General features: G+C 64.3%; 21 protein-coding genes. 13 read left to right on the top strand and 8 right to left on the bottom strand.

Annotated features, from left to right (window positions below; genetic code table 11):
- Positions 1 to 63 precede the first annotated feature (63 nt).
- Together POF53_RS07200 and phnX are read left to right on the top strand one after the other, a co-directional pair.
- A complete protein-coding gene (locus tag POF53_RS07200; protein ID WP_203651911.1) occupies positions 64 to 1,170 on the top strand; it encodes a 2-aminoethylphosphonate--pyruvate transaminase in 1,107 nt (368 codons plus the stop codon).
- Positions 1,171 to 1,204: 34 nt separating this feature from the next.
- Positions 1,205 to 2,032 (top strand): phosphonoacetaldehyde hydrolase, encoded by an 828-nt coding sequence (phnX, locus tag POF53_RS07195; protein WP_232856336.1) that lies wholly within the window; start codon positions 1,205 to 1,207, stop codon positions 2,030 to 2,032.
- A 96-nt stretch (positions 2,033 to 2,128) separates the two neighbouring features.
- Here the strand turns inward: phnX and POF53_RS07190 are convergent, their stop codons facing one another.
- Entirely contained in the window at positions 2,129 to 2,689 is a 561-nt protein-coding gene (locus POF53_RS07190; RefSeq protein WP_232856337.1) for an NADPH-dependent FMN reductase, read from the bottom strand.
- Positions 2,690 to 2,847: 158 nt separating this feature from the next.
- Between POF53_RS07190 and POF53_RS07185 the strand changes: the two genes are divergently transcribed.
- On the top strand, positions 2,848 to 3,066 hold the full coding sequence (locus POF53_RS07185) for a hypothetical protein (RefSeq protein ID WP_028690532.1): 219 nt from the start codon (positions 2,848 to 2,850) through the stop codon (positions 3,064 to 3,066).
- On the opposite strand, the gene POF53_RS07180 is transcribed toward POF53_RS07185, so the two are convergent.
- The 4 genes from POF53_RS07180 to POF53_RS07165 all read right to left on the bottom strand — a co-directional run bounded on the left by POF53_RS07180 (position 3,050) and on the right by POF53_RS07165 (position 7,599).
- Positions 3,050 to 5,293 carry an Orn/Lys/Arg family decarboxylase gene (locus POF53_RS07180; protein ID WP_498967003.1) on the bottom strand — a complete coding sequence of 748 codons (2,244 nt, stop codon included), beginning with the start codon at positions 5,291 to 5,293 and terminating at the stop codon, positions 3,050 to 3,052. The two genes, POF53_RS07185 and POF53_RS07180, sit on opposite strands and share 17 nt — an antisense overlap.
- A gap of 154 nt (positions 5,294 to 5,447) precedes the next feature.
- Positions 5,448 to 6,203: a DNA polymerase III subunit epsilon gene (gene dnaQ, locus POF53_RS07175; protein WP_254464468.1), complete on the bottom strand. Its 756-nt coding sequence runs from the start codon at positions 6,201 to 6,203 to the stop codon at positions 5,448 to 5,450.
- Between the two features lie 162 nt (positions 6,204 to 6,365).
- A complete protein-coding gene (gene rnhA / locus POF53_RS07170; protein WP_028690529.1) occupies positions 6,366 to 6,812 on the bottom strand; it encodes a ribonuclease HI in 447 nt (148 codons plus the stop codon).
- 13 nt (positions 6,813 to 6,825) lie between these two features.
- Complete coding sequence (locus POF53_RS07165; protein WP_254464467.1) at positions 6,826 to 7,599, bottom strand: class I SAM-dependent methyltransferase; 774 nt, start codon at positions 7,597 to 7,599, stop codon at positions 6,826 to 6,828.
- Between the two features lie 84 nt (positions 7,600 to 7,683).
- Here POF53_RS07165 and gloB point away from each other — a divergent pair, with 84 nt between their 5' ends.
- The 10 genes from gloB to POF53_RS07115 all read left to right on the top strand — a co-directional run bounded on the left by gloB (position 7,684) and on the right by POF53_RS07115 (position 19,533).
- Positions 7,684 to 8,463, top strand: coding sequence for a hydroxyacylglutathione hydrolase (gloB, locus tag POF53_RS07160; protein ID WP_232856340.1), 780 nt, complete (start codon positions 7,684 to 7,686; stop codon positions 8,461 to 8,463).
- Between the two features lie 100 nt (positions 8,464 to 8,563).
- On the top strand, positions 8,564 to 9,991 hold the full coding sequence (locus tag POF53_RS07155) for a lytic transglycosylase domain-containing protein (RefSeq protein WP_203651896.1): 1,428 nt from the start codon (positions 8,564 to 8,566) through the stop codon (positions 9,989 to 9,991).
- Positions 9,992 to 10,208: 217 nt separating this feature from the next.
- Positions 10,209 to 12,041 (top strand): extracellular solute-binding protein, encoded by a 1,833-nt coding sequence (locus POF53_RS07150; protein WP_254464466.1) that lies wholly within the window; start codon positions 10,209 to 10,211, stop codon positions 12,039 to 12,041.
- The gene (locus tag POF53_RS07145; protein ID WP_254464465.1) at positions 12,038 to 13,870 is read left to right on the top strand and encodes an extracellular solute-binding protein; all 1,833 of its coding nucleotides are present in this window, start codon (positions 12,038 to 12,040) and stop codon (positions 13,868 to 13,870) included. Before POF53_RS07150 ends, POF53_RS07145 begins: the two co-directional genes overlap by 4 nt.
- Position 13,871: 1 nt before the next feature.
- Positions 13,872 to 14,945, top strand: coding sequence for a microcin C ABC transporter permease YejB (locus POF53_RS07140; RefSeq protein ID WP_046854817.1), 1,074 nt, complete (start codon positions 13,872 to 13,874; stop codon positions 14,943 to 14,945).
- A gap of 1 nt (position 14,946) precedes the next feature.
- A complete protein-coding gene (locus POF53_RS07135; protein ID WP_254464464.1) occupies positions 14,947 to 15,966 on the top strand; it encodes an ABC transporter permease in 1,020 nt (339 codons plus the stop codon).
- A 1-nt stretch (position 15,967) separates the two neighbouring features.
- Positions 15,968 to 17,578, top strand: a complete 1,611-nt coding sequence (locus tag POF53_RS07130) for an ABC transporter ATP-binding protein (RefSeq protein WP_498966999.1) — start codon at positions 15,968 to 15,970, stop codon at positions 17,576 to 17,578.
- Between the two features lie 387 nt (positions 17,579 to 17,965).
- Entirely contained in the window at positions 17,966 to 18,211 is a 246-nt protein-coding gene (locus tag POF53_RS07125) for a hypothetical protein (RefSeq protein ID WP_102683700.1), read from the top strand.
- 198 nt (positions 18,212 to 18,409) lie between these two features.
- Entirely contained in the window at positions 18,410 to 18,679 is a 270-nt protein-coding gene (locus POF53_RS07120) for a DUF3077 domain-containing protein (RefSeq protein WP_062363628.1), read from the top strand.
- A 188-nt stretch (positions 18,680 to 18,867) separates the two neighbouring features.
- Positions 18,868 to 19,533 carry a GNAT family N-acetyltransferase gene (locus POF53_RS07115; RefSeq protein WP_498966996.1) on the top strand — a complete coding sequence of 222 codons (666 nt, stop codon included), beginning with the start codon at positions 18,868 to 18,870 and terminating at the stop codon, positions 19,531 to 19,533.
- Between the two features lie 207 nt (positions 19,534 to 19,740).
- Here the strand turns inward: POF53_RS07115 and POF53_RS07110 are convergent, their stop codons facing one another.
- The 3 genes from POF53_RS07110 to POF53_RS07100 form a co-directional block, all read right to left on the bottom strand.
- Entirely contained in the window at positions 19,741 to 20,145 is a 405-nt protein-coding gene (locus tag POF53_RS07110) for a DUF7878 domain-containing protein (RefSeq protein ID WP_232856345.1), read from the bottom strand.
- 26 nt (positions 20,146 to 20,171) lie between these two features.
- Complete coding sequence (locus POF53_RS07105; RefSeq protein WP_232856346.1) at positions 20,172 to 21,335, bottom strand: AAA family ATPase; 1,164 nt, start codon at positions 21,333 to 21,335, stop codon at positions 20,172 to 20,174.
- 82 nt (positions 21,336 to 21,417) lie between these two features.
- Positions 21,418 to 22,734 (bottom strand): APC family permease, encoded by a 1,317-nt coding sequence (locus POF53_RS07100; protein WP_498966993.1) that lies wholly within the window; start codon positions 22,732 to 22,734, stop codon positions 21,418 to 21,420.
- Between the last annotated feature and the right edge of the window lie 321 nt (positions 22,735 to 23,055).

Raw genomic sequence — 23,055 nt, 5'->3', positions numbered from 1 at the left:
ACACGGCGAATTGCAACCTAGCCCCACTAAGTTTCCAGCCCACCGCAAGTGAGGAACCCCGGAATGAGCAACGCCCCGATCCTGCTGACCCCCGGTCCCCTGACCACCTCGATCCGCACCCGCCAGGCCATGCTCGTGGACTGGGGCTCGTGGGATCGCGACTTCAACCAGCTGACCGCCAGCGTGTGCGAACAACTGCTGGCCATCATCGACGGCAGCGCCAGCCACCACTGCGTGCCCCTGCAAGGCAGCGGCACCTTCGCCGTCGAGGCCGCCATCGGCACCCTGGTACCCCGTGACGGCAAGGTGCTGGTGCTGATCAACGGCGCCTACGGCCAGCGCCTGGCGAAGATCTGCAAGGTGCTGGGCCGCGCCTACAGCACCTTCGAGACCGCCGAGGACCAGCCGACCACCGCCGCCGACGTCGACCGCCTGCTGGCCGCCGACCCCGCCGTGACCCATGTGGCGCTGATCCACTGCGAGACCAGCACCGGCATCCTCAACCCGCTGCCCGAGATCGCCCAGGTGATCCAGCGCCACGGCAAGCGCCTGATCATCGACGCCATGAGCTCGTTCGGTGCGCTGCCGATCGATGCTCGTGAAATTCCCTTCGAAGCGCTGATCGCCGCCTCCGGCAAGTGCCTGGAAGGCGTGCCGGGCATGGGCTTCGTCTTCGCCGAAAAAACCGCCCTGGCCGCCGCCGAGGGCAACGCCCACTCCCTGGCCATGGACCTGCACGACCAGCACGCCTACATGGCCAAGACCGGCCAGTGGCGCTTCACCCCGCCGACCCACGTGGTCGCCGCCCTGCACGAAGCGCTGCAGCAATACAACGAAGAAGGTGGACTGCCCGCTCGCCACCAACGCTACGCCGACAATTGCAAGACCTTGCTCGACGGCATGGCGAAGATCGGTCTGAAGAGCTTCCTGCCCGCCGACATCCAGGCACCGATCATCGTCACCTTCCACGCGCCGAAGGATCCGCGCTACCAGTTCAAGGACTTCTATGAGCGGGTCAAGGCCAAGGGCTTCATCCTCTACCCGGGCAAGCTGACCCAGGTCGAGACCTTCCGCGTCGGCTGCATCGGCGTGGTTGGCGCCGATGGCATGCAGGCCGCCGTGAACGCCGTGGCCGAGGTGCTGCGGGAAATGGAAGTGCTGGACATCTGACCCTCTGCCCACCCAATTCAAGGAAAACGCGCACATGAACTACAGCAACCCCACCCAGCTGCAAGCCGCCATCCTCGACTGGGCCGGCACCGTGGTCGACTTCGGCTCCTTCGCCCCGACCCAGATCTTCGTCGAAGCCTTCGCCGAGTTCGACGTGCAGGTGTCCATCGAAGAAGCCCGTGGCCCGATGGGCATGGGCAAGTGGGACCATATCCGCACCCTGTGCGACGTGCCGGAAATCGCCGAGCGCTACCGCAAGGTGTTCGGCCGCACGCCCACCGACGACGATGTCACCGCCATCTACGAGCGCTTCATGCCGCTGCAGATCGAGAAGATCGCCGTGCACTCGGCACTGATCCCAGGCGCTCTGGACACCCTGACCGGGCTGCGCAAGGACGGCCTGAAAATCGGCTCCTGCTCCGGCTACCCGAAGGTGGTGATGGACAAGGTGGTCGAACTGGCCGCGCAGAACGGCTACGTGGCCGACCATGTGGTGGCCACCGACGAGACGCCGAACGGTCGCCCGTGGCCGGCCCAGGCGCTGGCCAACGTGATTGCCCTGGGCATCGACGATGTGGCCGCCTGCGTGAAAGTCGACGATACCGTGCCGGGGATCCTCGAAGGCCGCCGCGCCGGGATGTGGACCGTGGCGCTGGTGTGCTCGGGCAATGCCCTGGGGCTGACCTGGGAAGGCTACCGGGCGTTGAGCGCGGAGAAGCTGGAGAGCGAGCGCAAGCGGATCCACGCGATGTTTGCCGGGTCGCGCCCGCACTACCTGATCGACACCATCAATGAACTGCCCGAGGTGATCGCCGATATCAACCGGCGGTTGGCCAAGGGGGAGATGCCGCAGAGCGCATGATGTCGAAAAGCATCGCGGGGCAAGCCCGCTCCCACGCCCAGCATACATGCATGCCTGGCGTGGGAGCGGGCTTGCCCCGCGATGCTTTTGGGGGGATCAGACTGCCCGGTTCAACTTCACCCACGACGCGAACCTGTCGATAAAGCCCTGCAGGAAGGGCCGGGTCTTGTCATTGAGCTTGCCGCTGTCATCGAACAACGTCGCCGCCCCACCGATATAAGCCTCGGGCATCTGCATGCACGGCATGTCGAGGAACACCAGCGACTGGCGCACCGCGTGATTGGCGCCAAACCCGCCGATCGCCCCCGGCGACACGCTGGCCACCGCCGCCGGCTTTCCGCTCCATACGCTCTGCCCATAGGGCCGCGAACCCACGTCGATGGCGTTCTTCAACCCGCCCGGCACCGAACGGTTGTACTCCGGGGTGACGAACAACACCGCGTCGCTGCGGCGGATTTCGTCGCGAAAATGCTTCCACGCCTCGGGTGCGCCCTCGGCCTCGACATCCTCGTTGTACAACGGCAGGTCGCCGATCTCGACGATCCGCAGGGCAAGGCTGGACGGCGCCAGCTCAGACAGCGCGCGGGCCACCTTGCGGTTGTAGGACTCCTTGCGCAAGCTGCCGACGACGACCGCAACCGAATAGACCTGGCTCATGGCGTTTTGCAACCTCTGCTCTGGGAATGGGACCTGTTAGTTATAGATGACCGTTCCTCGGCTTCCCGGTTTTTTTCCATTCGGCTGAAAACTTCCCGGGCGTTTCACTGGTCTATGCCTACAGACATTTCCTACACGATTCAGAGGTTTCCACCTAAATGGCAGCAGTAATGGTCGGCCAGTTCCACGCCCGCGACGCCGAAGGCCGTATCTACCCCGTCCACGAATTCCAGGAATCCACCCTGCAGGCCGACGGCAGCACCCTCGGCGCGCCGGTCACCAGCTATCGGCTGGCCATCGGCGACCGCGTCAACCACCTGGGCGACGACCGCTTCGAGCTGGCCCAGACCGGCGTCGAGATCATCCGCATTCCTTGACGCAATCGACGGTGTACAGCGTCCCCTCGCGTTGCAGGCCATGCACGTCGGCGACGAAACCCGGGAAGCCCTGGTCGAAGGCCCGGGCGCACTCCAGGTAGACCAGGATCGAGCGGGTCGCCTCGGTGAAGCGCTCGCCCGGCATGATCAAGGGGATCCCCGGCGGATACGGCACCAGCATCACCGCCGCGACCCGGCCCAGCAGCTGCTCGATCGGCACCGCCTCCACCTCCCCGCGCACCATCCGGTCATAGGCCTCGGCCGGGGTCATCGCCACTTCGGGCAAACGGGTGAACAGCAACTTGAGCTGCCTGGACGTGGCATTGCTGCGGTAGAAGGCATGCAGTTGCTGGCACAGGTCGCGCAGCCCCAGCCCCTGGTAGCGTGACGGCTGCGGCGTCAGCGCGCTGGGCAGGCAGTCGGCCAGCGCGGTATTGGCGTCGTAGTGGCGCTTGAACTCCAGCAGTTCGGTCAGCAGCGTGCTCCACTTGCCCTTGGTGATGCCCATCGAGAACAGCACCAGGAAGCTGTACAGACCGGTCTTCTCCACCACCAGCCCCCGTTCCCAGAGGAACTTGCCGACCACCGCGGCCGGAATGCCGTGCTCGCCCGCCCCACCACCGGCTCCCGGCATCACCAGGGTGACCTTGAGCGGATCGAGCAGCACATAGTCGTCGCTCAGCTCGGCAAAGCCATGCCACTCGGCCCCCGGCTGCAACAGCCAGTCCGCCGCCTCCAGGCGCTCGCCGCCCTGCGCCAGCGGGGGCTGCCAGATGCTGAACCACCAGTCGTCGGCGGCGATGTGCTCGCGCAGGTTGGCCAGCGCCCGGCGAAAGCTCAGGGCCTCGTCGAACATCTCCTGCAGCAGCGAGCGCCCGGCCGGGCCTTCCATCATCGCCGAGGCCACATCCAGCGAGGCGAGGATGCTGTACTGCGGCGAGGTGGAGATATGCATCATGAACGCTTCGTTGAAGCGGTCGCGGTCCAGCTGGCGGGCGGCGCCGTCCTGCACATGGATCATCGACGCCTGGCTGAAGGCGGCCAGCAGCTTGTGGGTGGAATGGGTGCTGAACAGCAGCGGCCCCTCATCGCCGCGCGGCGTGCCCATGGCATAGCGGCCGGTGAAGAACTCGTGGAAGGCGGCGTAGGCGAACCAGGCCTCGTCGAAGTGCAGCACCTCGGCACTGGCGCCGAGGGTCTGCTTGATGAGCCCGGCGTGGTAGCACAGCCCGTCGTAGGTGGAGTTGGTGACCACCGCCAGCTTGATCTTCGCCGGCCGCCCCTGGGCCAGCGGGTGGGCCTGGATCTTTGCCTGTATGGACGCCGGGGTGAATTCGCTGAGCGGGATCGGCCCGATGATGCCCAGCTCGTTGCGCTCCGGGCACAGGTAGAGGGGGATGGCGCCGGTCATGATGATCGCATGCACCACCGACTTGTGGCAGTTGCGGTCCACCAGCACCAGGTCACCGCGCCCGACCATGGCGTGCCAGACGATCTTGTTGGCGGTGGAGGTGCCGTTGATGACGAAGAAGGTATGGTCGGCGCCGAAGTTGCGCGCCGCCCGCGCCTCGGCGGCGGCCAGGGGGCCGGTATGGTCGAGCAGCGAGCCCAGCTCGGGCACCGACACGGACAGGTCCGAGCGCAGGGTGTTTTCGCCGAAGAACTGGTGAAAGGCCTGCCCCACCGGGCTCTTGTGATAGGCCACGCCGCCGCCGTGGCCTGGGGTGTGCCAGGAGTAGTTCGACTGCGCGGTGTGTTGCACCAGGGCCTTGAAGAACGGTGGCAGCAAACCGTCGAGGTAAGTGTGCGCGGCCCGCGCCACCTGGCGGGCGAGAAAGGGCACGGTGTCTTCGAACAGGTAGAGAATGCCGCGCAACTGGTTGAGCTCACCCATGGCCTCGGCCGGGGCGTTCTCCAGGGTGACCTGCTCGCCCAAGGCGAAGATCGGCAGGTTGGGTGCGCGCAGCCGGGCCAGGCGGATCAGCTCGGCCATGTTCTGCAGCAGGCGGCTATTGTCGCCGACACCCTCGGCGGCGATCAGCATGCAGGCCAGGCCATGATGCGTGGCGGCCACCAGGCGCGCCTCTGCCTGGTCGGCGGCGGCGAGGATGGCGAAGCCGTCCCTGGCCAGTTCGTCGGCGATGCCACGCACCCGTTCGCCGGCGACGCTGTCGGCCTTGATCGCCCGATGGACGATGAGGATGGGGAACTGGAGGTCCTTGTACATCGGGCGGCTACCTCTGCGGGGGCTTCCCCCTCAGGGTAGTTGAGGCTGGTGTCGTCAGTGCCGGCCTCTTCGCGGGTAAACCCGCTCCCACAGGTTCGGGGGGGTTGCCTGTGGGAGCGGGTTTACCCGCGAAAGGGCCGGTACTGTCAGAGAATCAGCTGGCGGGGGCCTCGGTCAGCACCTGCCACATCGCCGGCCCACCCGCCGACTTGGCGACGGCCGCCAAACGCTCGGCATGGGCCTCGAGCTCTTCCTCGCTAGCCATGATCACCTTACCCGCCGCACGACCGGTAATCCGACGGATCTCACTGCCGGTGCTGCCCTGCCCATCCTCGCCCTGCGCGCCATCCCCCGCCAGCGACAGGCTGGTCTGGCCGCCGGTCATCGCCAGGTAGACGTCGGCCAGCAGTTCCGAGTCGAGCAATGCGCCGTGCAGTTCACGGCCAGAGTTGTCGATACCGTAGCGTTTGCACAGCGCATCGAGGCTGTTGCGCTGCCCCGGATGGCGCGAGCGCGCCATCATCAGGGTGTCGAGGATCGGGCAGTGCTGCGAGATGTCGGCGCGATCCTGCTGACCGATCAGCGCGAACTCGTTGTTGATGAAGCCGACGTCGAACGCCGCGTTGTGGATGACCAGGGTGGCGCCCTGGATGAAGTCGAAGAACTCCTCGGCCACATCGCCGAAACGCGGTTTGCCGACCAGGAAGGCGTCGGTGATGCCGTGGACGTTGATCGCACCCTCGTCACTCTCGCGGTCGGGCTGCAGGTAGACATGGAAGTGCCGCCCGGTCAGGCGCCGGCCCACGACCTCGACGCAACCGATCTCGATGATGCGGTGGCCTTCGGCCACCGGCATGCCGGTGGTCTCGGTGTCGAGGATGACGAACCGTTTGTCTTGCTGCTGCTCCACGGGTGACTCCAACTTGCGGGGCTTGAATTCGGGGCGGGAGTATACCGGAATCGGGGCCGCTTTGCGGCCCATCGCGGCACAAGACCGCTCCTACTGGGACCGTGTAAATCCTGTAGGAGCGGCCTTGTGCCGCGAAAGGGCTGCGCAGCAGCCCCAGTTGGCTCAACGCTGAGCCCGCACCTCATCGACCCCACGATTGGCCAACTGGTCGGCCCGCTCGTTGCCCGGGTGGCCGATGTGCCCGCGCACCCACTTCCAGGTCACCTTGTGCCGGTTGACCTGTTCATCGAGGGCCATCCACAGGTCGGCGTTCTTCACCGGCTCCTTGGCGGCGGTCTTCCAGCCGCGCTTCTTCCAGTTGGTCATCCACTCGTTGATGCCCTTCATCACGTACTGGGAGTCGGTGGTCAGCACCACCTCGCACTCGCGCTTGAGCGCCTTCAGGCCCTCGATCGCGGCCATCAGCTCCATGCGGTTGTTGGTGGTCTCGCGCTCGCCGCCCCACAGTTCCTTCTCGACGCCCTTGAAAACCATCAGGACGCCCCAGCCGCCCGGGCCGGGATTGCCCTTGCAGGCACCATCGGTGTAGATCTCGACGCTATCGCTCATGTACCACTCGTGTTCAGTGCTTTTCGGAATCGGGGTGGGTGGCGCTGCGATTGACCTTGGCCAACGGCAGCGGCAGCAGCTTGCCCATCGGCTCGCGGCGCTCAAGGCGCAGCGGCCGCAGGCCGACCACCATCTTGCGCGCCACCAGCAGGTAGACACCGCCACCGGCGCCCTGCCAGCCCCCGGCCACCCGCTCCCAACCGGCCAGGCGCTGTTGCCAGGCCGGCGAGGCAAGCGGCGGACGATAGCACCCGAAGCGGCGTTTCTCCAGCGCGAAGCCCAGCAGGTTGAGCCAGTCGCCGACCCGCGACGCCGAGATGCAGCGGGCCTTGCGCAAGGCGCCCTGGCTGAAGAAATGCCGCACCCCCCAACTGCTCCACGGATTGATGCCGACAATCAGCAGGTGACCGCCCGGGCGCACCGCGCTGGCCGCCTCCCGGAGCAATCCGTGGGGAGAGAGGCTGAAGTCCAGGCCGTGCTGCAGCACCACCACGTCGGCGGCATGTTCCGACAGCGGCCAGGCCTGCTCCTCGCAGACGATCTCCACCCCCGGCAACGGCGCGCCCAGGCGCACGTTGCGCTGCACCTGCGGGGCGTTGGGCGGCGGTTCGACGCAGGGGCCGTAGTGCACCAGGTAGCCACCGAAGAAGCGCCGCAGCTCTTCTTCGAGCAACTTTTCCTCTTCCTTGAGCATCAACTGCCCAAGGGGGCCATTGAACCAGTCGCGGGCCAGGCTGATGAGCTCGACCCAGTCGGGGTCGGCCTGGGCGAAGGCTTGGTCGGTCATTGCATTCTCCCTCGAAGGTTCTCCGGCCGCGCCATCGCGGCTAAGATGCCCTCAATGTCCAGGCTTGGCGATACGGATCCGCACATGATACAGATCGATGCCCTACCCGCTTTCAACGACAACTACATCTGGTTGTTACAGGATACTGCCAATCGCCGCTGCGCAGTGGTCGATCCCGGCGATGCCGGGCCGGTGCTCGCCTGGCTCGGCCAACATCCAGACTGGGCGCTGGAGGCGATCCTGGTCACCCACCACCACCATGACCATGTCGGCGGCGTCGAAGTCCTGAAGCAGGCCACCAGCGCCACTGTCTACGGCCCGGCCAGCGAACGCATCCCGGCCCGCGACGTTGCCCTGGAGGACGGCGCGCAGGTCAAGGCACTGGGCCTGAGGTTCGAGGTCATGGCCATGCCCGGCCACACCTTGGGGCACATCGCCTATTACACTGCGCAATCGCCCACGCCGCTACTGTTCAGTGGCGACACCCTGTTCGCCGCCGGATGCGGGCGCCTGTTCGAAGGCACGCCCGAGCAGATGCACCATTCGCTGCAGCGCCTGGCCGCCCTGCCGGCCGAGACCGAAGTGTACTGCGCCCACGAATACACCCTGAGCAACCTGCGCTTCGCCCGTGCCGTGGAACCGGAAAACCCGCACGTTCTGCAACGGTTCGAAGACGTTACCCGCCTGCGCGCCGACAATCGCATCAGCCTGCCCTCCACCATAGGTCTGGAGCGCCTGACCAACCCGTTTTTGCGCACCGCTGAAACATTCGTTAAACAAAAAGCAGACGAATGGAAGGGACATTCCAACCCCACCCAAGCCACTGTTTTTGCTGCCTTGAGGTCTTGGAAGGACGTGTTCTGATAACCTCAAGATATATCGTGACATAAGCCCAAAGGTTGACCCGGCCGGGGCCGGTTTCTAGAATCGCCCAACTTTTTTGCCCGGATAACCGTTCCAGCCGATGTCTTCCCCTAGCCGCAGAACCGCTCATTCGGTCGCCCTGACGCGACTGGCACAGATCAGTGCACTGGCGCTGGCCGCCACCCTGGTCGGCTGCCAGAGCACCCGTCAGCTCGACGAATCCGACAGCGTTCGCGCGCACAACTACCAGGCGCGGATCAAGCACAAGCCCGCGCCACTGGTGGTCAAGCCCAAGGAAGCGCCGCCCCAGGACGTCTGGGAGCGCATGCGCCAGGGCTTCGCCCTGCAGGACGGCATGGACGTCAACCCGCGCATCGAACAGCAGCGCCTATGGTTCGCCAGCAACCCGTCGTTCCTCGAGAACGCCGGCGAGCGCGGCAGCCTCTACCTGCACTACATCGTCGAGCGCCTCGAAGAACGCGACATGCCGCTGGAACTGGCCCTGCTGCCGGCCATCGAGAGCGCCTACAACCCGATGGCCTACTCCCGCGCGCACGCCGCCGGCATGTGGCAGTTCATCCCGTCCACCGGGCGCCACTTCAAGCTGCGCCAGACCAATTTTTACGATGGCCGTCGCGACGTCACCGCCTCGACCAATGCGGCGCTGGACTACCTGAACCGCCTGCACGACATGTTCAACGGCGACTGGCTGCTGGCCCTGGCGGCCTACAATGCCGGCGAAGGCACCGTCAGCCGCGCCATCGAGCGCAACGAGCGCCTGGGCCTGCCGACCGACTACTGGAACCTGCCGCTGCCGCAGGAAACCCGCGACTACGTGCCCAAGCTGCTGGCCCTGTCGCAGGTGGTCAACACCCCGGCCGCCTACGGGATCAACCTGAACCCGATCGCCAACGAACCCTATTTCGAAGCCGTCGCCATCAACGACCGCCTCGACCTGTCGCGCGTCGCGGCCTTCGCCGACATCGACGAAGACGAGCTGATCCAGCTCAACCCCGCCTTCAAGAAGCGCATGACCGTGGACGGCCCGCAGCAGTTGCTGGTGCCTACCGCCAAGGCACAGTTGCTGAGCGACCGCATGTCCAACCTCAAGCCCGAGGAACTGGTCGCCCTGCAGCCGAACAAGGCCGTGTTCCAGGCCGCCCTGGCCGATGCCAAGGCGCCGGCGGCGCGCAGCTACCGGGTCAAGCGCGGCGACAACCTGGGCAGCATCGCCAAGGCCAACCGCGTCGCGGTCAAGGACATCCAGCGCTGGAACAGCCTGCGCGGCAACAGCCTCAAGGTCGGCCAGGTGCTGGCCCTGCGTGGCGGCAACGCGCCGAGCGCGGCGGCCAACCGCGTGGCCGATGCCAAGCAGCGTTCCACCCAGTACAAGGTGCGCAAGGGCGACTCGTACTACCTGGTGGCCAAGCGTTTCAACGTCGAGATGAAACACCTCAAGCGCTGGAACCCGCGCAGCGGGCATGCGCTCAAGCCGGGGCAGACGCTGACCGTTTACCTGTCGCGTTGATGTGAATCCCGGGGGCGCTTCGCGCCCCTTTCGCGGCACAAGGCCGCTCCTACAGGGATTACGCAGACTCTGTAGGAGCGGCCTTGTGCCGCGAAAGGGCTGCGAAGCAGCCCCAATCAGCCACATCCATCTGACCGGCTCGCACCCTTTTTCCATTCCAGACAAGCTGTTACTGTACCCCGAACCAAGCCCAACGCCTTCTGGATCGGATGCCGACTTGATACGTCCCCTCCTGCTGTCTCTCAGCCTGGCCTTGAGCTTCCCCGCCGTCGCGATGGTGAGCGAAAGCCACGGATACGCGCAGTTCGGCACGCTCAAGTACCCGGCCAGCTTCACCCACTTCGACTGGGTCAATCCGCAAGCCCCCAAAGGCGGCACCTTGCGGGCCATGGCCTTCGGCACCTTCGACACGCTCAACCCCTACACCTTCAAGGGCTCGAGCCCGGTCACCACGCCCAACTTCCTGCAGTACGGCATCAACGAGCTCAACGAGCCGCTGATGGTCGGCACCGGCATGTACGACCCCTCCGGCGACGAGCCCACCTCCAGCTACGGCCTGATCGCCCGCTCCGTCGAGTACAGCGAGGACCGCAGCTGGGTGGTGTTCAACCTGCGCCCCGAGGCGCACTTCCACGACGGCGTGCCGATCACCGCCGCCGATGTCGCCTTCAGCTACCGCACCCTGCTCAAGGACGGCCACCCGATCTACCGCACCAACCTGCAGGAAGTGGCCCGGGTCGACATCCTCGGCCCGCTGCGCATCCGCTTCGTGTTCAAGCGCGCCGGCAACCCGCTGCTGATCCTGCGCCTGGGCGAGATGCCGGTGCTGCCCAGGCACTACTGGGAAAAGCGCGACTTCAAGGCCACCACCTTCGAGCCGCCTTTGGGCAGCGGCCCCTACCGCATCACCGAGGTGCAACCCGGCCGCCGGCTGGTGTTCGAGCGGGTGAAGGACTACTGGGGCAAGGACCTGGCCGTGAACCGCGGCAAGTACAACTTCAAGCGCGTCGAATACGAGTTCTACCGTGACGCCACCGTGGCCTTCGAGGCCTTCAAGGCCGGCGAGTTCGACCTCTACATCGAGCACCAGGCGAAGAACTGGGCCAACGGCTACAACTTCCCCGCCGTGCGCCGCGGTGAGGTGATCAAGGCGCAGATCCCGCACAAGATCCCGACACAGACCCAAGGCCTGTTCATGAACAGCCGCCGCGCCACCTTCAGCGACCCGCGGGTACGCCAGGCGCTGGGCCTGATGCTAGATTTCGAGTGGACCAACCGCGCGCTGTTCAACGGCGCCTACCGGCGCGCCACCAGCTACTACCCCAACAGTGATTTCACCGCCACAGGCCTGCCCACCGGCAAGGAATGGCTGCTGCTCAAGCCGTTCCGCGACCAACTGCCCGAGAAGCTGTTCACCCAGCCCTACCAGGTCAGCCACACCGACGGCAGCGGCATCAGCCGCCCGGCCCTGCGCCAGGCCCTGGCGCTGTTCGCCCAGGCCGGCTGGAAGCTCAACGGCCAGCGCCTGGTGGACAGCAAGGGCCAGCAATTCGGTATGGAACTGCTGCTGGTGAATCCGAACCTCGAACGCATCCTGCAACCTTATGTCGAAAATCTGGCCAGCATCGGCATCGATGCGCGCTTGCGCACCGTCGACCGCGCCCAGTACAAACAACGGCTCGACCAGTTCGATTTCGACATGATCCTGATGACCCTGAACCAGACCCTGAGCCCGGGCCTCGAACAGTGGCTGTATTTCCACTCGAGCCAAGCCGCCACCAAGGGCAGCAAGAACTATGCTGGGGTCAAGGACCCGGTGGTCGACCACCTGCTCGACACCCTGCTCGCCGCCCGCACGCGTGATGACCAGATCGCCGCGGCGCGTGCCCTGGACCGCGTGCTCTCATGGCAGTACTACATGATCCCCAACTGGTACCTCGACAATCACCGCCTGGCCTACCGCAACCGGTTCGCCTTCGTCACCACGCCGCCCTACACCCTCGGGCTGAACAGCTGGTGGATCAAGAAGACTTCGGAGAAAGCCAAATGACGCCCACCTTGCGCCGCCTGGCCGGCAGCCTGTTGCTGGCCTGCCTCACGCTCCCGGCCGTGGCCGCCCCGCAGCACGCCCTGACCCTGTACGACGAGCCGCCAAAATACCCGGCCAACTTCAAGCACTTCGAATACGTCAATCCTGACGCGCCCAAGGGCGGCACCTTCCGCCAGTCCAGCTTCGGCGGCTTCGACAGCCTCAACCCGTTCATCAACAAGGGCGTGCCCGCCGACAACGTCGGCAGCATCTACGACACCCTGATGCGCCAGAGCCTGGACGAGCCCTTCACCGAATACGGCCTGGTGGCCGGCAAGATCGAAAAGGCCCCCGACAACAGCTGGGTGCGCTTCTACCTGCGCCCCGAAGCACGCTTCCACGACGGCCAGCCGATGCGCGCCGAGGACGTGGTGTTCACTTTCAACGCCCTGATCAAGGACGGCGCGCCGCTGTACCGCCAGTACTACGCCGACGTCACCGAGGTGGTCGCCGAAGCCCCGCTCAAGGTGCTGTTCAAGTTCAAGCACACCAACAACCGCGAGTTGCCGCTGATCCTCGGCCAGCTGCCGGTGCTGCCCAAGCACTGGTACGAGGGCCGTGACTTCAACCGCGGCAACCTGGAGATCCCACTGGGCAGCGGCCCGTACAAGGTCGTCGAGGTGAAGGCCGGCCGCTCGATCCGCTACGAGCGGGTCAAGGACTACTGGGCCAAGGACCTGCCGATCAACCGCGGCTTCTACAACTTCGACGTGATGACCTTCGACTCGTACCGCGACAACACCGTCGCCCTCGAAGCCCTCAAGGCCGGCCAGTTCGACTACGCCCTGGAAGTCAGCGCGAAGAACTGGGCCACCGCCTACGACGTGCCCGCCGTGCGCGACGGCCGCCTGATCAAGGAAGAGATCCCCAACGGCAACCCGGTGGGCATGCAGGGCTTCATCTTCAACCTGCGCAAACCCGTGTTCCAGGACATCCGCGTGCGCCACGCCATCAGCCTGCTGATGGACTTCGAATGGACCAACAAGCAGCTGTTCAACGGCGCCTACACCCGCACCGGCAGCTACTTCGAGAACTCCGAGATGGCCGCCAGCGGCCTGCCCTCGCCCGCCGAGCTGAAGATCCTCGAACCACTGCGCGCCAAGGTGCCCGACGAGGTGTTCAACGGCGCCTTCCGCAACCCCGTCACCGACGGCAGCGGCATGATCCGCGACCAGCAGCGCCAGGCCTACAAGCTGCTGCAGGACGCCGGCTGGAAGATCGTCGACGACAAGATGGTCGACAAGGACGGCAAGCCGGTGACCATCGAGTTCCTGCTGGCCCAGACCCAGTTCGAGCGCGTACTGCTGCCGTTCAAGCGCAACCTCGCGGACCTGGGCATCAACCTCGAGATCCGCCGGGTAGATGTATCGCAGTACATCAACCGCCTGCGCTCGCGGGACTACGACATGATCGTCGGCGGTTTCGCGCAATCGAACTCGCCCGGCAACGAGCAGCGTGAATACTGGAACAGCGCCGCCGCCGACAACCCCGGCAGCCGCAACTTCATCGGCCTGCGTGACCCGGCCATCGACCAGTTGGTGGAGCAGTTGATCAACGCTGACTCCCGGCAGAGCCTGATCGACCATTGCCGTGCCCTGGACCGGGTACTGCTGTGGGGCTACTACGTGATCCCCAACTGGCACATCAAGACTTCCCGCGTGGCCTACTGGAACCACATCGGCCACCCCGCCGTGTCGCCCAAGTACGACATCGGCATCGACACCTGGTGGATCAAGCCCGACGTCACGCCTGCCGTGAGCGAAGCCCCCGCCGCGGAAGAGGCCAACTGACATGCTGGCCTATATCCTGCGGCGCCTGCTGCTGATCATCCCGACCCTGTTCGGCATCCTTATCATCAACTTCATCATCGTCCAGGCCGCCCCCGGCGGCCCGGTCGAGCAGATGATCGCCAAGCTCGAAGGCTTCGAAGGCGCCACCAGCCGCATCGCCGGCGGCGGCGCCGAAGTGTCGGTGGCCGGCTCCAACTACCGCGGCGCGCAAGGCCTGGACCCGGCGCTGATCGCCGAAATCGAGCGCATGTACGGCTTCGACAAGTCGGCGCCCGAACGGCTGTGGATCATGGTAAAGAACTACGCCCAACTGGACTTTGGCAACAGCTTCTTCCGCGACGCCAAGGTCATCGACCTGATCGCCGAGAAGATGCCCGTGTCCATTTCGCTGGGGCTATGGAGCACGCTGATCATGTACCTGGTGTCGATCCCCCTGGGGATCGCCAAGGCCGTGCGCCACGGCAGCCACTTCGACGTCTGGACCAGCTCGGCGATCATCGTCGGCTACGCCATCCCCGCGTTCCTGTTCGCCATCCTGCTGATCGTGCTGTTCGCCGGCGGCAGCTACTTCGACTGGTTCCCGCTGCGCGGGCTGACCTCCAACAACTTCGACGAGCTCTCCACCACCGGCAAGGTGCTCGACTACTTCTGGCACCTGGTACTGCCGATCACCGCGCTGGTGATCGGCAACTTCGCCACCATGACCCTGCTGACCAAGAACAGCTTCCTCGACGAGATCAACAAGCAGTACGTGGTCACCGCCAAGGCCAAGGGCCTGAGCCGCACCCGCGTGCTCTACGGCCATGTGTTCCGCAACGCCATGCTGCTGGTGATCGCCGGCTTCCCCTCGGCGTTCATCGGCATCTTCTTCACCGGCTCCTTGCTGATCGAGGTGATCTTCAGCCTCGACGGCCTGGGCCTGATGAGTTTCGAGGCGGCGATCAACCGCGACTACCCGGTGGTGTTCGGCACCTTGTTCATCTTCACCCTGCTTGGTCTGGTGGTGAAGCTGATCGGCGACCTCACCTACACCCTGGTCGATCCACGTATCGACTTCGCCAGCCGGGAGCACTGACATGGCCCTGTCCCCCCTCAATCGCCGTCGCTTCGAGCGCTTCAAGGCCAACCGCCGCGGCTGGTGGTCGCTGTGGATCTTCCTGGTGCTGTTCGTGCTGAGCCTGGGCGCCGAGTTCATCGCCAACGACAAGCCGATTGCCGTGCGCTACGACGGCGAATGGTACTTCCCCGCCTTCAAGCGCTACCCGGAGACGACCTTTGGCGGCGAGTTCCCGCTGGAGGCCAACTACAAGAGCCCGTACATCCGCGAGCTGATGGAGAAGAAGGACGCCTTCGTGCTGTGGGCGCCGATCCCCTACAGCTACCAGAGCATCAACTATGACCTGAAAGTACCGGCCCCCGCACCGCCCTCCACCGACAACCTGCTCGGCACCGACGACCAGGGCCGCGACGTGCTGGCCCGGGTGATCTACGGCTTCCGTATCTCGGTGCTGTTCGCCCTGACGCTGACCATCGCCAGCTCCATCGTCGGCGTGATCGCCGGCGCCTTGCAGGGCTTCTACGGCGGCTGGGTGGACCTCGCCGGCCAGCGCTTTTTGGAGATCTGGTCCGGCCTGCCGGTGCTGTACCTGCTGATCATCCTCGCCAGCTTCGTGCAGCCCAACTTCTGGTGGTTGCTGGGCATCATGCTGCTGTTCTCGTGGATGAGCCTGGTTGATGTGGTGCGCGCCGAGTTCCTGCGCGGGCGCAACCTCGAATACGTACGCGCCGCCCGTGCCTTGGGGATGAGCAACGGCCCGATCATGTACCGCCACATCCTGCCCAACGCCATGATCTCGACCATGACCTTCATGCCGTTCATCCTCACCGGCGCCATCGGCACCCTCACCGCCCTGGACTTCCTCGGCTTCGGCCTGCCCGCAGGTTCCCCGTCGCTGGGCGAGCTGGTGGCCCAGGGCAAGTCCAACCTGCAAGCCCCGTGGCTGGGCATCAGCGCCTTCGCCGTGCTGGCGGTGATGCTGAGCCTGCTGGTATTCATCGGCGAATCCGCCCGCGACGCCTTCGACCCGAGGAAATGACATGAGCCAAGACACCCTGATCGAAGTCCGCGACCTGGCGGTGGAGTTCGTCACTGGCGAGCAGGTCAACCGCGTGGTCGACGGCATCAGCTTCGACATCCGCAAGGGCGAGACCCTGGCCCTGGTCGGCGAAAGCGGCTCGGGCAAGTCGGTGACCGCCCATTCGATTTTGCGCCTGCTGCCCTACCCGCTGGCCCGGCATCCCTCCGGCACCATCCATTACGAAGGCAAAGACCTGCTGCACCTGGGCGAGAAGCCCATGCAGCGGATTCGCGGCAACCGCATTGCGATGATCTTCCAGGAGCCGATGACCTCGCTGAACCCGCTGCACAGCATCGAGAAGCAGATCAACGAGATCCTGTTGCTGCACAAGGGACTCACCGGCAAGGCCGCCACCGCCCGCACACTTGAGCTGCTGGAACTGGTCGGCATTCCCGAGCCGCACAAGCGCCTGAAAGCCCTGCCCCATGAGCTGTCCGGTGGCCAGCGCCAGCGGGTGATGATCGCCATGGCCCTGGCCAACGAACCCGAACTGCTGATCGCTGACGAGCCCACCACGGCGCTCGACGTGACCGTGCAGTTGAAGATTCTCGACCTGCTCAAGGAGCTGCAGGCGCGCCTCGGGATGGCCCTGCTGCTGATCAGCCACGACCTCAACCTGGTGCGCCGCATCGCCCACCGCGTGTGCGTGATGCAGTGCGGCAAGATCGTCGAGCAGGCCGACTGCGCCACGCTGTTCAGCAAGCCGCAGCATCCGTATACACAGATGCTGATCAATGCCGAGCCCAGCGGCGCACCTGCCGCAAATGCCGAAGGGGCGCCGTTGCTGGAGGTGAAGGACCTGAAGGTGTGGTTCCCGATCAAGAAGGGGCTGCTGCGCCGGACCGTGGACCATGTGAAGGCGGTGGACGGGGTGAACTTCAGCCTGCCACAGGGGCAGACGCTGGGGATCGTTGGCGAAAGTGGATCGGGCAAGTCGACCTTGGGGTTGGCCATCTTGCGGTTGATTTCCAGCCAGGGAGGGATTCGCTTCCATGGGCAGAATCTTGAAGGGCTGAACCAGAAAGCCGTGCGGCCGCTGCGGCGGGAGATGCAGGTGGTGTTTCAGGATCCCTTTGGCAGCCTGAGCCCGCGCATGTGCGTGGCGGATATCGTCGGCGAGGGTTTACGGATTCACAAGATCGGCACGCCGGCTGAGCAGGAAGCGGCGATTATTGCGGCGTTGGAGGAAGTGGGGCTGGATCCACGGACGCGGCATCGGTATCCCCATGAGTTTTCTGGGGGGCAACGGCAGCGGATTGCGATTGCTCGGGCGTTGGTGCTGAAGCCCGCGCTGATATTGCTGGATGAGCCGACCTCGGCGCTGGATCGGACGGTGCAGCGGCAGGTGGTTGAGCTTTTGCGGAATTTGCAGGTCAAGTACAACCTGACGTATCTGTTTATCAGTCATGACCTGGCGGTGGTCAAGGCGTTGAGTCATCAGTTGATGGTGATCAAGCATGGGCAGGTGGTGGAACAGGGGGATGCGGGGGCTATATTTCATGAGCCGCGGCATGGGTATACGAGGCAGTTGTTGGAAGCTGCGTTTTTGGGGACGACGTCGACCGCCTGAAGCATCGTAGCCAACTCAAATGTCATCGGACGCGCAACCGCTGTCCGCCTTGTTGGTATTACGCTGTATCGCGGTGGGTCGTCCAGAAAAATCAGATTAAAACCCTATGCTGTAGTCCATTTCCCAAACATACTTCTGCCGCCTTTTTTCCGTTGCGGTCTCCCTGGCGGGGCTCTAGTCTCGGCCTATCGTTGCACATCAACGATACAGCTTTGACAGGCTGTGACGGCAAATTGCACGCAGCTCAACCTTTATGGCAGCTGTACGTGCGGGCACGCTTGCGTGCGCCGGAACTTTGCAATTTCCGCCGGTCTGTCAACCCACGTACATCTGCCACCCTACTGTTTGACAGCAGGCAGGTGGCCGCACCACCAAAGGGAAGTTGCTATGTTAAAGATCGTCCCCGACCCACCCCACAACCACCACTCCCTCGAAGACACCATCATCCAGGCCACGGAGTACGCCCTGTGCGCGCAGACCGTGGCGCATCAGGCTGTTCTGCTGCATCCCAAGTCGCCCGTGTCGATTCTGGTCTTGGCCGCGATGCATGAAATGGAGGCGCTGCGGGTGCTGCTCGAATCGGCGTTGATTCAGGTGCAGATGCCGCAGGTGGAGCCTCGGACTTTGCACTAGGGCTTAAGTCATTTGTTGGCTGGGCTGACGCAATCGCGGGGCAAGCCCGCTCCCACGCTGTAATCCAAACACGCTGTGATCCATCGCTGCGATCCAAGCGCAGCACCCAACATGCGGCGTGATACATGTACCCGTGGGAGCGGGCTTGTCCCGCGATTGCGCAAGCCCAGGCACCGATCATTTCAGGGAGATTGAGCAATGAGCACAGACGACACCACGCCCCACACCACGGTGGGCAAGACCAAGTTCTATCAGGGTGAAGGGCATACCGACCCGCTGTTCTGTATCGAACCCGGCATCCCGTGCCAACACGCACGGGAACAGGCTTCGGAGTTGATGGGCTGCGTGTGCGACCTGACCATCACCGGGATCATGGAGGAGAAGCCTCAGCTGATCTGGGCATCGTATTACCTGAGCGCGCTGGCCAAGGCGCTGATGGATGATGCGGAGTTGGGGATGAAGCACTGACGCCACAGGCAAACGCGGACCCTGTAGGAGCGGCCTTGTGTCGCGAAAGGGCCGCAAAGCGGCCCCAGGTTCCTGATGTGTTGCGAAGATTGCTGGGGCTGCTACGCAGCCCTTTCCGACCGGTCCGACGCCTCGGCAAGGCCGCTCCTACACCGGCTAAGCTTTGGGCATAAATTCGGGATGTCTCCATGGAATGTCATATCCGCCGCGCTCAGCGCGAAGACGCAGAAGCCATCAGCCGCATCGTGATCACGGCATTGCGCGAATCCAACTCGCAGGATTACCCGGCAGAGGTGATCGCCCAGGTAGAACAGAACTTTTCACCTGCGGCGGTCAGTGCATTGCTCGATAGCCGAATGGTATTCGTAGCCGTCAACCAAAACGAATTGCTGGGGACGGCAAGCCTGGATGGCGAGGTTGTCAGGACAGTGTTCGTCGCTCCAATCCATCATCGGACAGGTGTCGGCAAACGGTTGATGGAGGCCGTTCATGCTGCAGCGATCAGGGCAGGTGTCATGGCACTGCGCGTTCCTTCATCCATCACCGCCCAAGGGTTCTACGCGCGGTTGGGGTATCGGAAGCTTCGTGATGAATTCCATGGCGTGGAGCGCACCATTGTCATGGAAAAGTCCACGCTGACCATGACGGAGGCGGCCCTCGCGATTAACGTTTCTTGCGAGCATCTGGCAAAGCTGCTGGATGAGGGAGCAATCCCCCATTCCAGCGCTGAAGGTGAACGGGCTATCACGTTCTCCGAGCTGATTGCCTACAAGGACAAGCGAGACGAAGCCAGTCGTGGAGCGATGGATGAATTGGCAACCCAAGCCCAAAACCTGAAAATGGGTTATGAGTGAGTCCGTTCACATGCGCTCGGCTAACCTTGCAGGGTGTTCATTCGAGCGTCGCAGTGTTTGGCACCGGCATTGCCGGTGATCGCGGGGCAAGCCCGCTCCCACGCTGCATTCCATTCTTCGCAACACATCAGAAACCGGGGGCCGCTTTGCGGCCCTTTCGCGACACAAGGCCGCTCCTACAGGTTGCGCGTAGGTTTGAATGGGTTGTCAGGGCAAAACGGCCTGCAGACGCTGGTCGATTGCCTGCCTCAACTCATGAACATACCGCTCGAAACATTCGATGGCCTGCTCCAGCGTCACTTCGGGACCTGACTCGCAAACCACCCAACAGGACCATAGTGAGAAGACCGATCTGGCGCGGCAGTAGCGCAGCGCGAGGATCGGCTCCTCTTCTTCGTCCATCGAGGCGTAGTAAAAATCCTGAGCCCCATGGGTGGCGACGGCTTTCAACCATTGCGTCACCACGTTCGCCAATTCGAGCAGCAAGCAGTACTCCACCTGCAAGAAAACCTGCCCTTGCACTTCAATGCTCAGGCGGCCCTCGGTAAAGGCCGCCGCGTTGTAGCCCGACATGTCGTCCGGCAATGTGAGCAATTCAAAGTCGATCTTCATCGGTGTTCGCCTGCCCTGAACGTCTATCAGCGCTTGCCCAGCATCGCCTGGCGCTCCCGCCAGATTTCCTGCACGAACGGATCAGTCACGCCATACAGGCCATGCCCCCGGCGAATGATCAGGTTCGCCGCCAGCAACTCATTGGCCACCGGCTGGATCTCCTCCACCCGCACTTCACGCCCCACGAACGTCGAATACTCCCCCGCCGCCTCGCTGGAAAACACACCCCGCGTCTCGCCATCCACGGAGGCGATCCGGGCGAAAATGGCCTGGGCCAGCACGCCCAGTTCCTCGACCTTCATCAGTTCCAGGTCGGCCGCCGCCGAACGCAGCGTGGCCGCGATCACCGGCAGCACCACATCCGCCCCAGAACCGAGGCTGGGCGAGTGAATCAACTGACGCAGGGCACGGATGAACTCTTCAGGCCGGCTGCCCAGTGTCTTGAACGCTTCGGTCGCCACCTCCAGCGAGGGCAGGTTGTCGAGGCCATCTGCGGCGAGCCGCTGGAGCCAGAACGCGACATAGCCCTCGTCCAGCACCGGATAAGCCACGTTGGTGGCGCCGGCAAACGCCTGGTTACGCCGGGCGGTCAGCTCGTTGACCATGGCCCGGTGCGAGCCGGTGCCGATGAACAGGAAATGCCCAGGCGTCGCGGGCCTTGGGTTGATGGCGTCACGTGCGGCCTTCAGGGCCAGCATCATCTGCTGCCCGTCTTCTGTGGTGATGGCATGCTGCACTTCGTCGACGATCAGCACGACTGTCGCCTTGGCCTGGTCCACCGCTTCGGTCAGCGCTTCGGCGAGTGTCACGCCGCCTGCCTCACCCAGGGTATCGAGGTTGAAACCGAACTTGAAACCGGCCAGCTCCACCTCGGCGCCACGCACGCGCTTGAGACGTTGCATGAACGACGAGGTCGGTGTCTGCAATTCGTGCAGGGCTTTGCGCACGGCAGCCAGCACCAGCTTCACCGGGCTTGTCTGGGTGTCGCTCCACAGGTCGACGTAGATCACCAGTGCGCCCTGTGCCTCCAGGGCCGGGATCAGATCGTTCTTGAGGAAGGTGGTCTTGCCCGTCCGGCGCAGGCCGGACAGGAACAACCCGGAACGCAGGCCGATATCCAGTGCAGAGGGCTTGAGCAGTTGCCTGGCCATATCGGCCGCCAGTTCCGGGCGCAGGAAAATGTCAGCCATGGGTTTATCCTAAATTATGAGTTACCAATAATTATTGGCCTGGAATAATTCCGTGTAAAGCTGCAGTGGCATACGCATCACCTCAAGACTCAACCTCCATAAGCCCCGGCGTGGACTTGCTGAACCCCGCCGTCAGCCACATCAGGTACAACCCGCCACACACCAGCCAAGCCACCCCGGCCAGTATCACCACCGTGCTCAGCAGCGACAGCAGATACAGGTTCACCCCAATCGCCAGCAGCGGAAACACCACGAACCCCACCCCGCTCAACCGCTGCTTGCGCCGCTCACGCAGGTAGTACGCAATCACGCAGACATTCACCGCCGCAAACGCCAGGAACGCGCCGAAGTTGATCAGCGAAGCGGCCGAGCTCACATCCGCGCCGATCCCGATCAACCCCAGCCCGGCAATCAGCAGCAGGTTGAACACCGGCGTGCGCGCTCTGCCCTGCAGCTTGGCGAAATAACGCGGCGGCAGCACGCCTTCGCGGCCCATGAAGTACAGCAAGCGGCTGGCGCTGACCTGCACCGCCAGGCACGAGGCGAAGCCGGCGACGATGCCGCCGAGGTTGACGAAGTCGGCGAAGAACTGCCCACCCACCTCGATCGACAGTGCGTAGGTCGCAGTCTCTGGGTCGGCGAACTGGCCGCCGGGGTGGCTCAGTTGCATCAGGTAGGCCACCGCCGTGAACAGCAGCCCGCCCACGCTGATCACCAGCAGCACCGCACGTGGGATGTCGCGCTTGGGCTGCTCGGCCTCCTCGGCCAGGGTGGTCACGGCGTCGAAACCGAGGAACGAATAGGCGGCGATGGCGGCGGCGGCGGTGAGGCCGGTCAAGGTGCTGTGCTCGTTCCAAACGGGGTGGGTGAAGCCGACCTGGGGCTGGCCGGCCACATAGCGCAGGCAGTAGCCAATGAACAACAGCACCAGGGCCACGCTCAGGACCGTAAGCACTTTGTTCAGGCGGTCGGTCAGGGTCATGCCGCTGACGGTCACCGCCGTGGTCAGGCCGATGTTGATCAGCAGCCAGCCCCAGGTGGGCACCTGCGGGAACTGGGCGTTGAGGAACACCGACTGCAACAGCCAGGCGACCATGGGCATGAACAGGTAGGCCAGCAGCACCGCCCAGCCGACCACGAAGCCGCAACCGGGGCCGAGCAGGCGCTTGGCGTAGTAGTAGGCCGAGCCGGACACCGGGAACAGGCGCGACAGCTTGGCGTAGCTCAGGGCCGACAGCAGCATGGCGCCAGTGGCCAGCAGGAAGGCGCTGGGGGCGATGCCGTCGCTGCGTTCGGAGATCACGCCGAAGATCACCATGGCCAGGCTCGGGCACATGTAGGCCAGGCCGAAGGCGGTAAGGGAAGTCAGGGAAAGTTTTGAAGGGGTGGCGTCAGGCATGGGTGGCCTCCTGGCGCGCAGGGGCAATGCCACGGGCCAGGCCGTGAGCGAAATGAGCCATGGGTCATCCTCTTGTGATTGTTCTAGGAAATTGCCAAGCCGGTCTGCAGCACGCTAAGCAGATGCAGCAGGTGCAGGTGCAGGGAATACAGCGTGGGAGCGGGCTTGCCCCGCGATGCAGGCAATGTGGTGGATGGCACCGGCCTTGCCGGTGATCGCGGGGCAAGCCCGCTCCCACGCTGCGACCACGAAGTCCGCTCTCACGCGGCTTCCAGGTGGTCACGCGCAAGGAAGCTGCCAGCCCAGTATGCGGATCCCCGT

The sequence above is a fragment of the Mitsuaria sp. RG genome (genome assembly GCF_028369275.1).
In the GTDB taxonomy this organism is placed as follows: Bacteria; Pseudomonadota; Gammaproteobacteria; order Pseudomonadales; family Pseudomonadaceae; genus Aquipseudomonas; species Aquipseudomonas peradeniyensis.
Note: the sequence above shows the minus strand (reverse complement) of the source record. Positions and strands in the feature narration are given on the sequence as shown.

Bases quoted from the DNA above. Each gene is read 5' to 3' on its own strand.
- POF53_RS07100 (WP_498966993.1), bottom strand. From the start codon at position 22,734: ATGCCTGACGCCACCCCTTCAAAACTTTCCCTGACTTCCCTTACCGCC.
- POF53_RS07110 (WP_232856345.1), bottom strand. From the start codon at position 20,145: ATGAAGATCGACTTTGAATTGCTCACATTGCCGGACGACATGTCGGGC.
- rnhA (WP_028690529.1), bottom strand. From the start codon at position 6,812: ATGAGCGATAGCGTCGAGATCTACACCGATGGTGCCTGCAAGGGCAAT.
- POF53_RS07135 (WP_254464464.1), top strand. From the start codon at position 14,947: ATGGCCCTGTCCCCCCTCAATCGCCGTCGCTTCGAGCGCTTCAAGGCC.
- POF53_RS07130 (WP_498966999.1), top strand. From the start codon at position 15,968: ATGAGCCAAGACACCCTGATCGAAGTCCGCGACCTGGCGGTGGAGTTC.
- POF53_RS07115 (WP_498966996.1), top strand. From the start codon at position 18,868: ATGGAATGTCATATCCGCCGCGCTCAGCGCGAAGACGCAGAAGCCATC.
- POF53_RS07155 (WP_203651896.1), top strand. From the start codon at position 8,564: ATGTCTTCCCCTAGCCGCAGAACCGCTCATTCGGTCGCCCTGACGCGA.
- POF53_RS07120 (WP_062363628.1), top strand. From the start codon at position 18,410: ATGAGCACAGACGACACCACGCCCCACACCACGGTGGGCAAGACCAAG.
- POF53_RS07145 (WP_254464465.1), top strand. From the start codon at position 12,038: ATGACGCCCACCTTGCGCCGCCTGGCCGGCAGCCTGTTGCTGGCCTGC.
- phnX (WP_232856336.1), top strand. From the start codon at position 1,205: ATGAACTACAGCAACCCCACCCAGCTGCAAGCCGCCATCCTCGACTGG.
- POF53_RS07140 (WP_046854817.1), top strand. From the start codon at position 13,872: ATGCTGGCCTATATCCTGCGGCGCCTGCTGCTGATCATCCCGACCCTG.
- gloB (WP_232856340.1), top strand. From the start codon at position 7,684: ATGATACAGATCGATGCCCTACCCGCTTTCAACGACAACTACATCTGG.
- POF53_RS07190 (WP_232856337.1), bottom strand. From the start codon at position 2,689: ATGAGCCAGGTCTATTCGGTTGCGGTCGTCGTCGGCAGCTTGCGCAAG.
- POF53_RS07200 (WP_203651911.1), top strand. From the start codon at position 64: ATGAGCAACGCCCCGATCCTGCTGACCCCCGGTCCCCTGACCACCTCG.
- POF53_RS07165 (WP_254464467.1), bottom strand. From the start codon at position 7,599: ATGACCGACCAAGCCTTCGCCCAGGCCGACCCCGACTGGGTCGAGCTC.
- POF53_RS07125 (WP_102683700.1), top strand. From the start codon at position 17,966: ATGTTAAAGATCGTCCCCGACCCACCCCACAACCACCACTCCCTCGAA.
- POF53_RS07185 (WP_028690532.1), top strand. From the start codon at position 2,848: ATGGCAGCAGTAATGGTCGGCCAGTTCCACGCCCGCGACGCCGAAGGC.
- POF53_RS07105 (WP_232856346.1), bottom strand. From the start codon at position 21,335: ATGGCTGACATTTTCCTGCGCCCGGAACTGGCGGCCGATATGGCCAGG.
- POF53_RS07180 (WP_498967003.1), bottom strand. From the start codon at position 5,293: ATGTACAAGGACCTCCAGTTCCCCATCCTCATCGTCCATCGGGCGATC.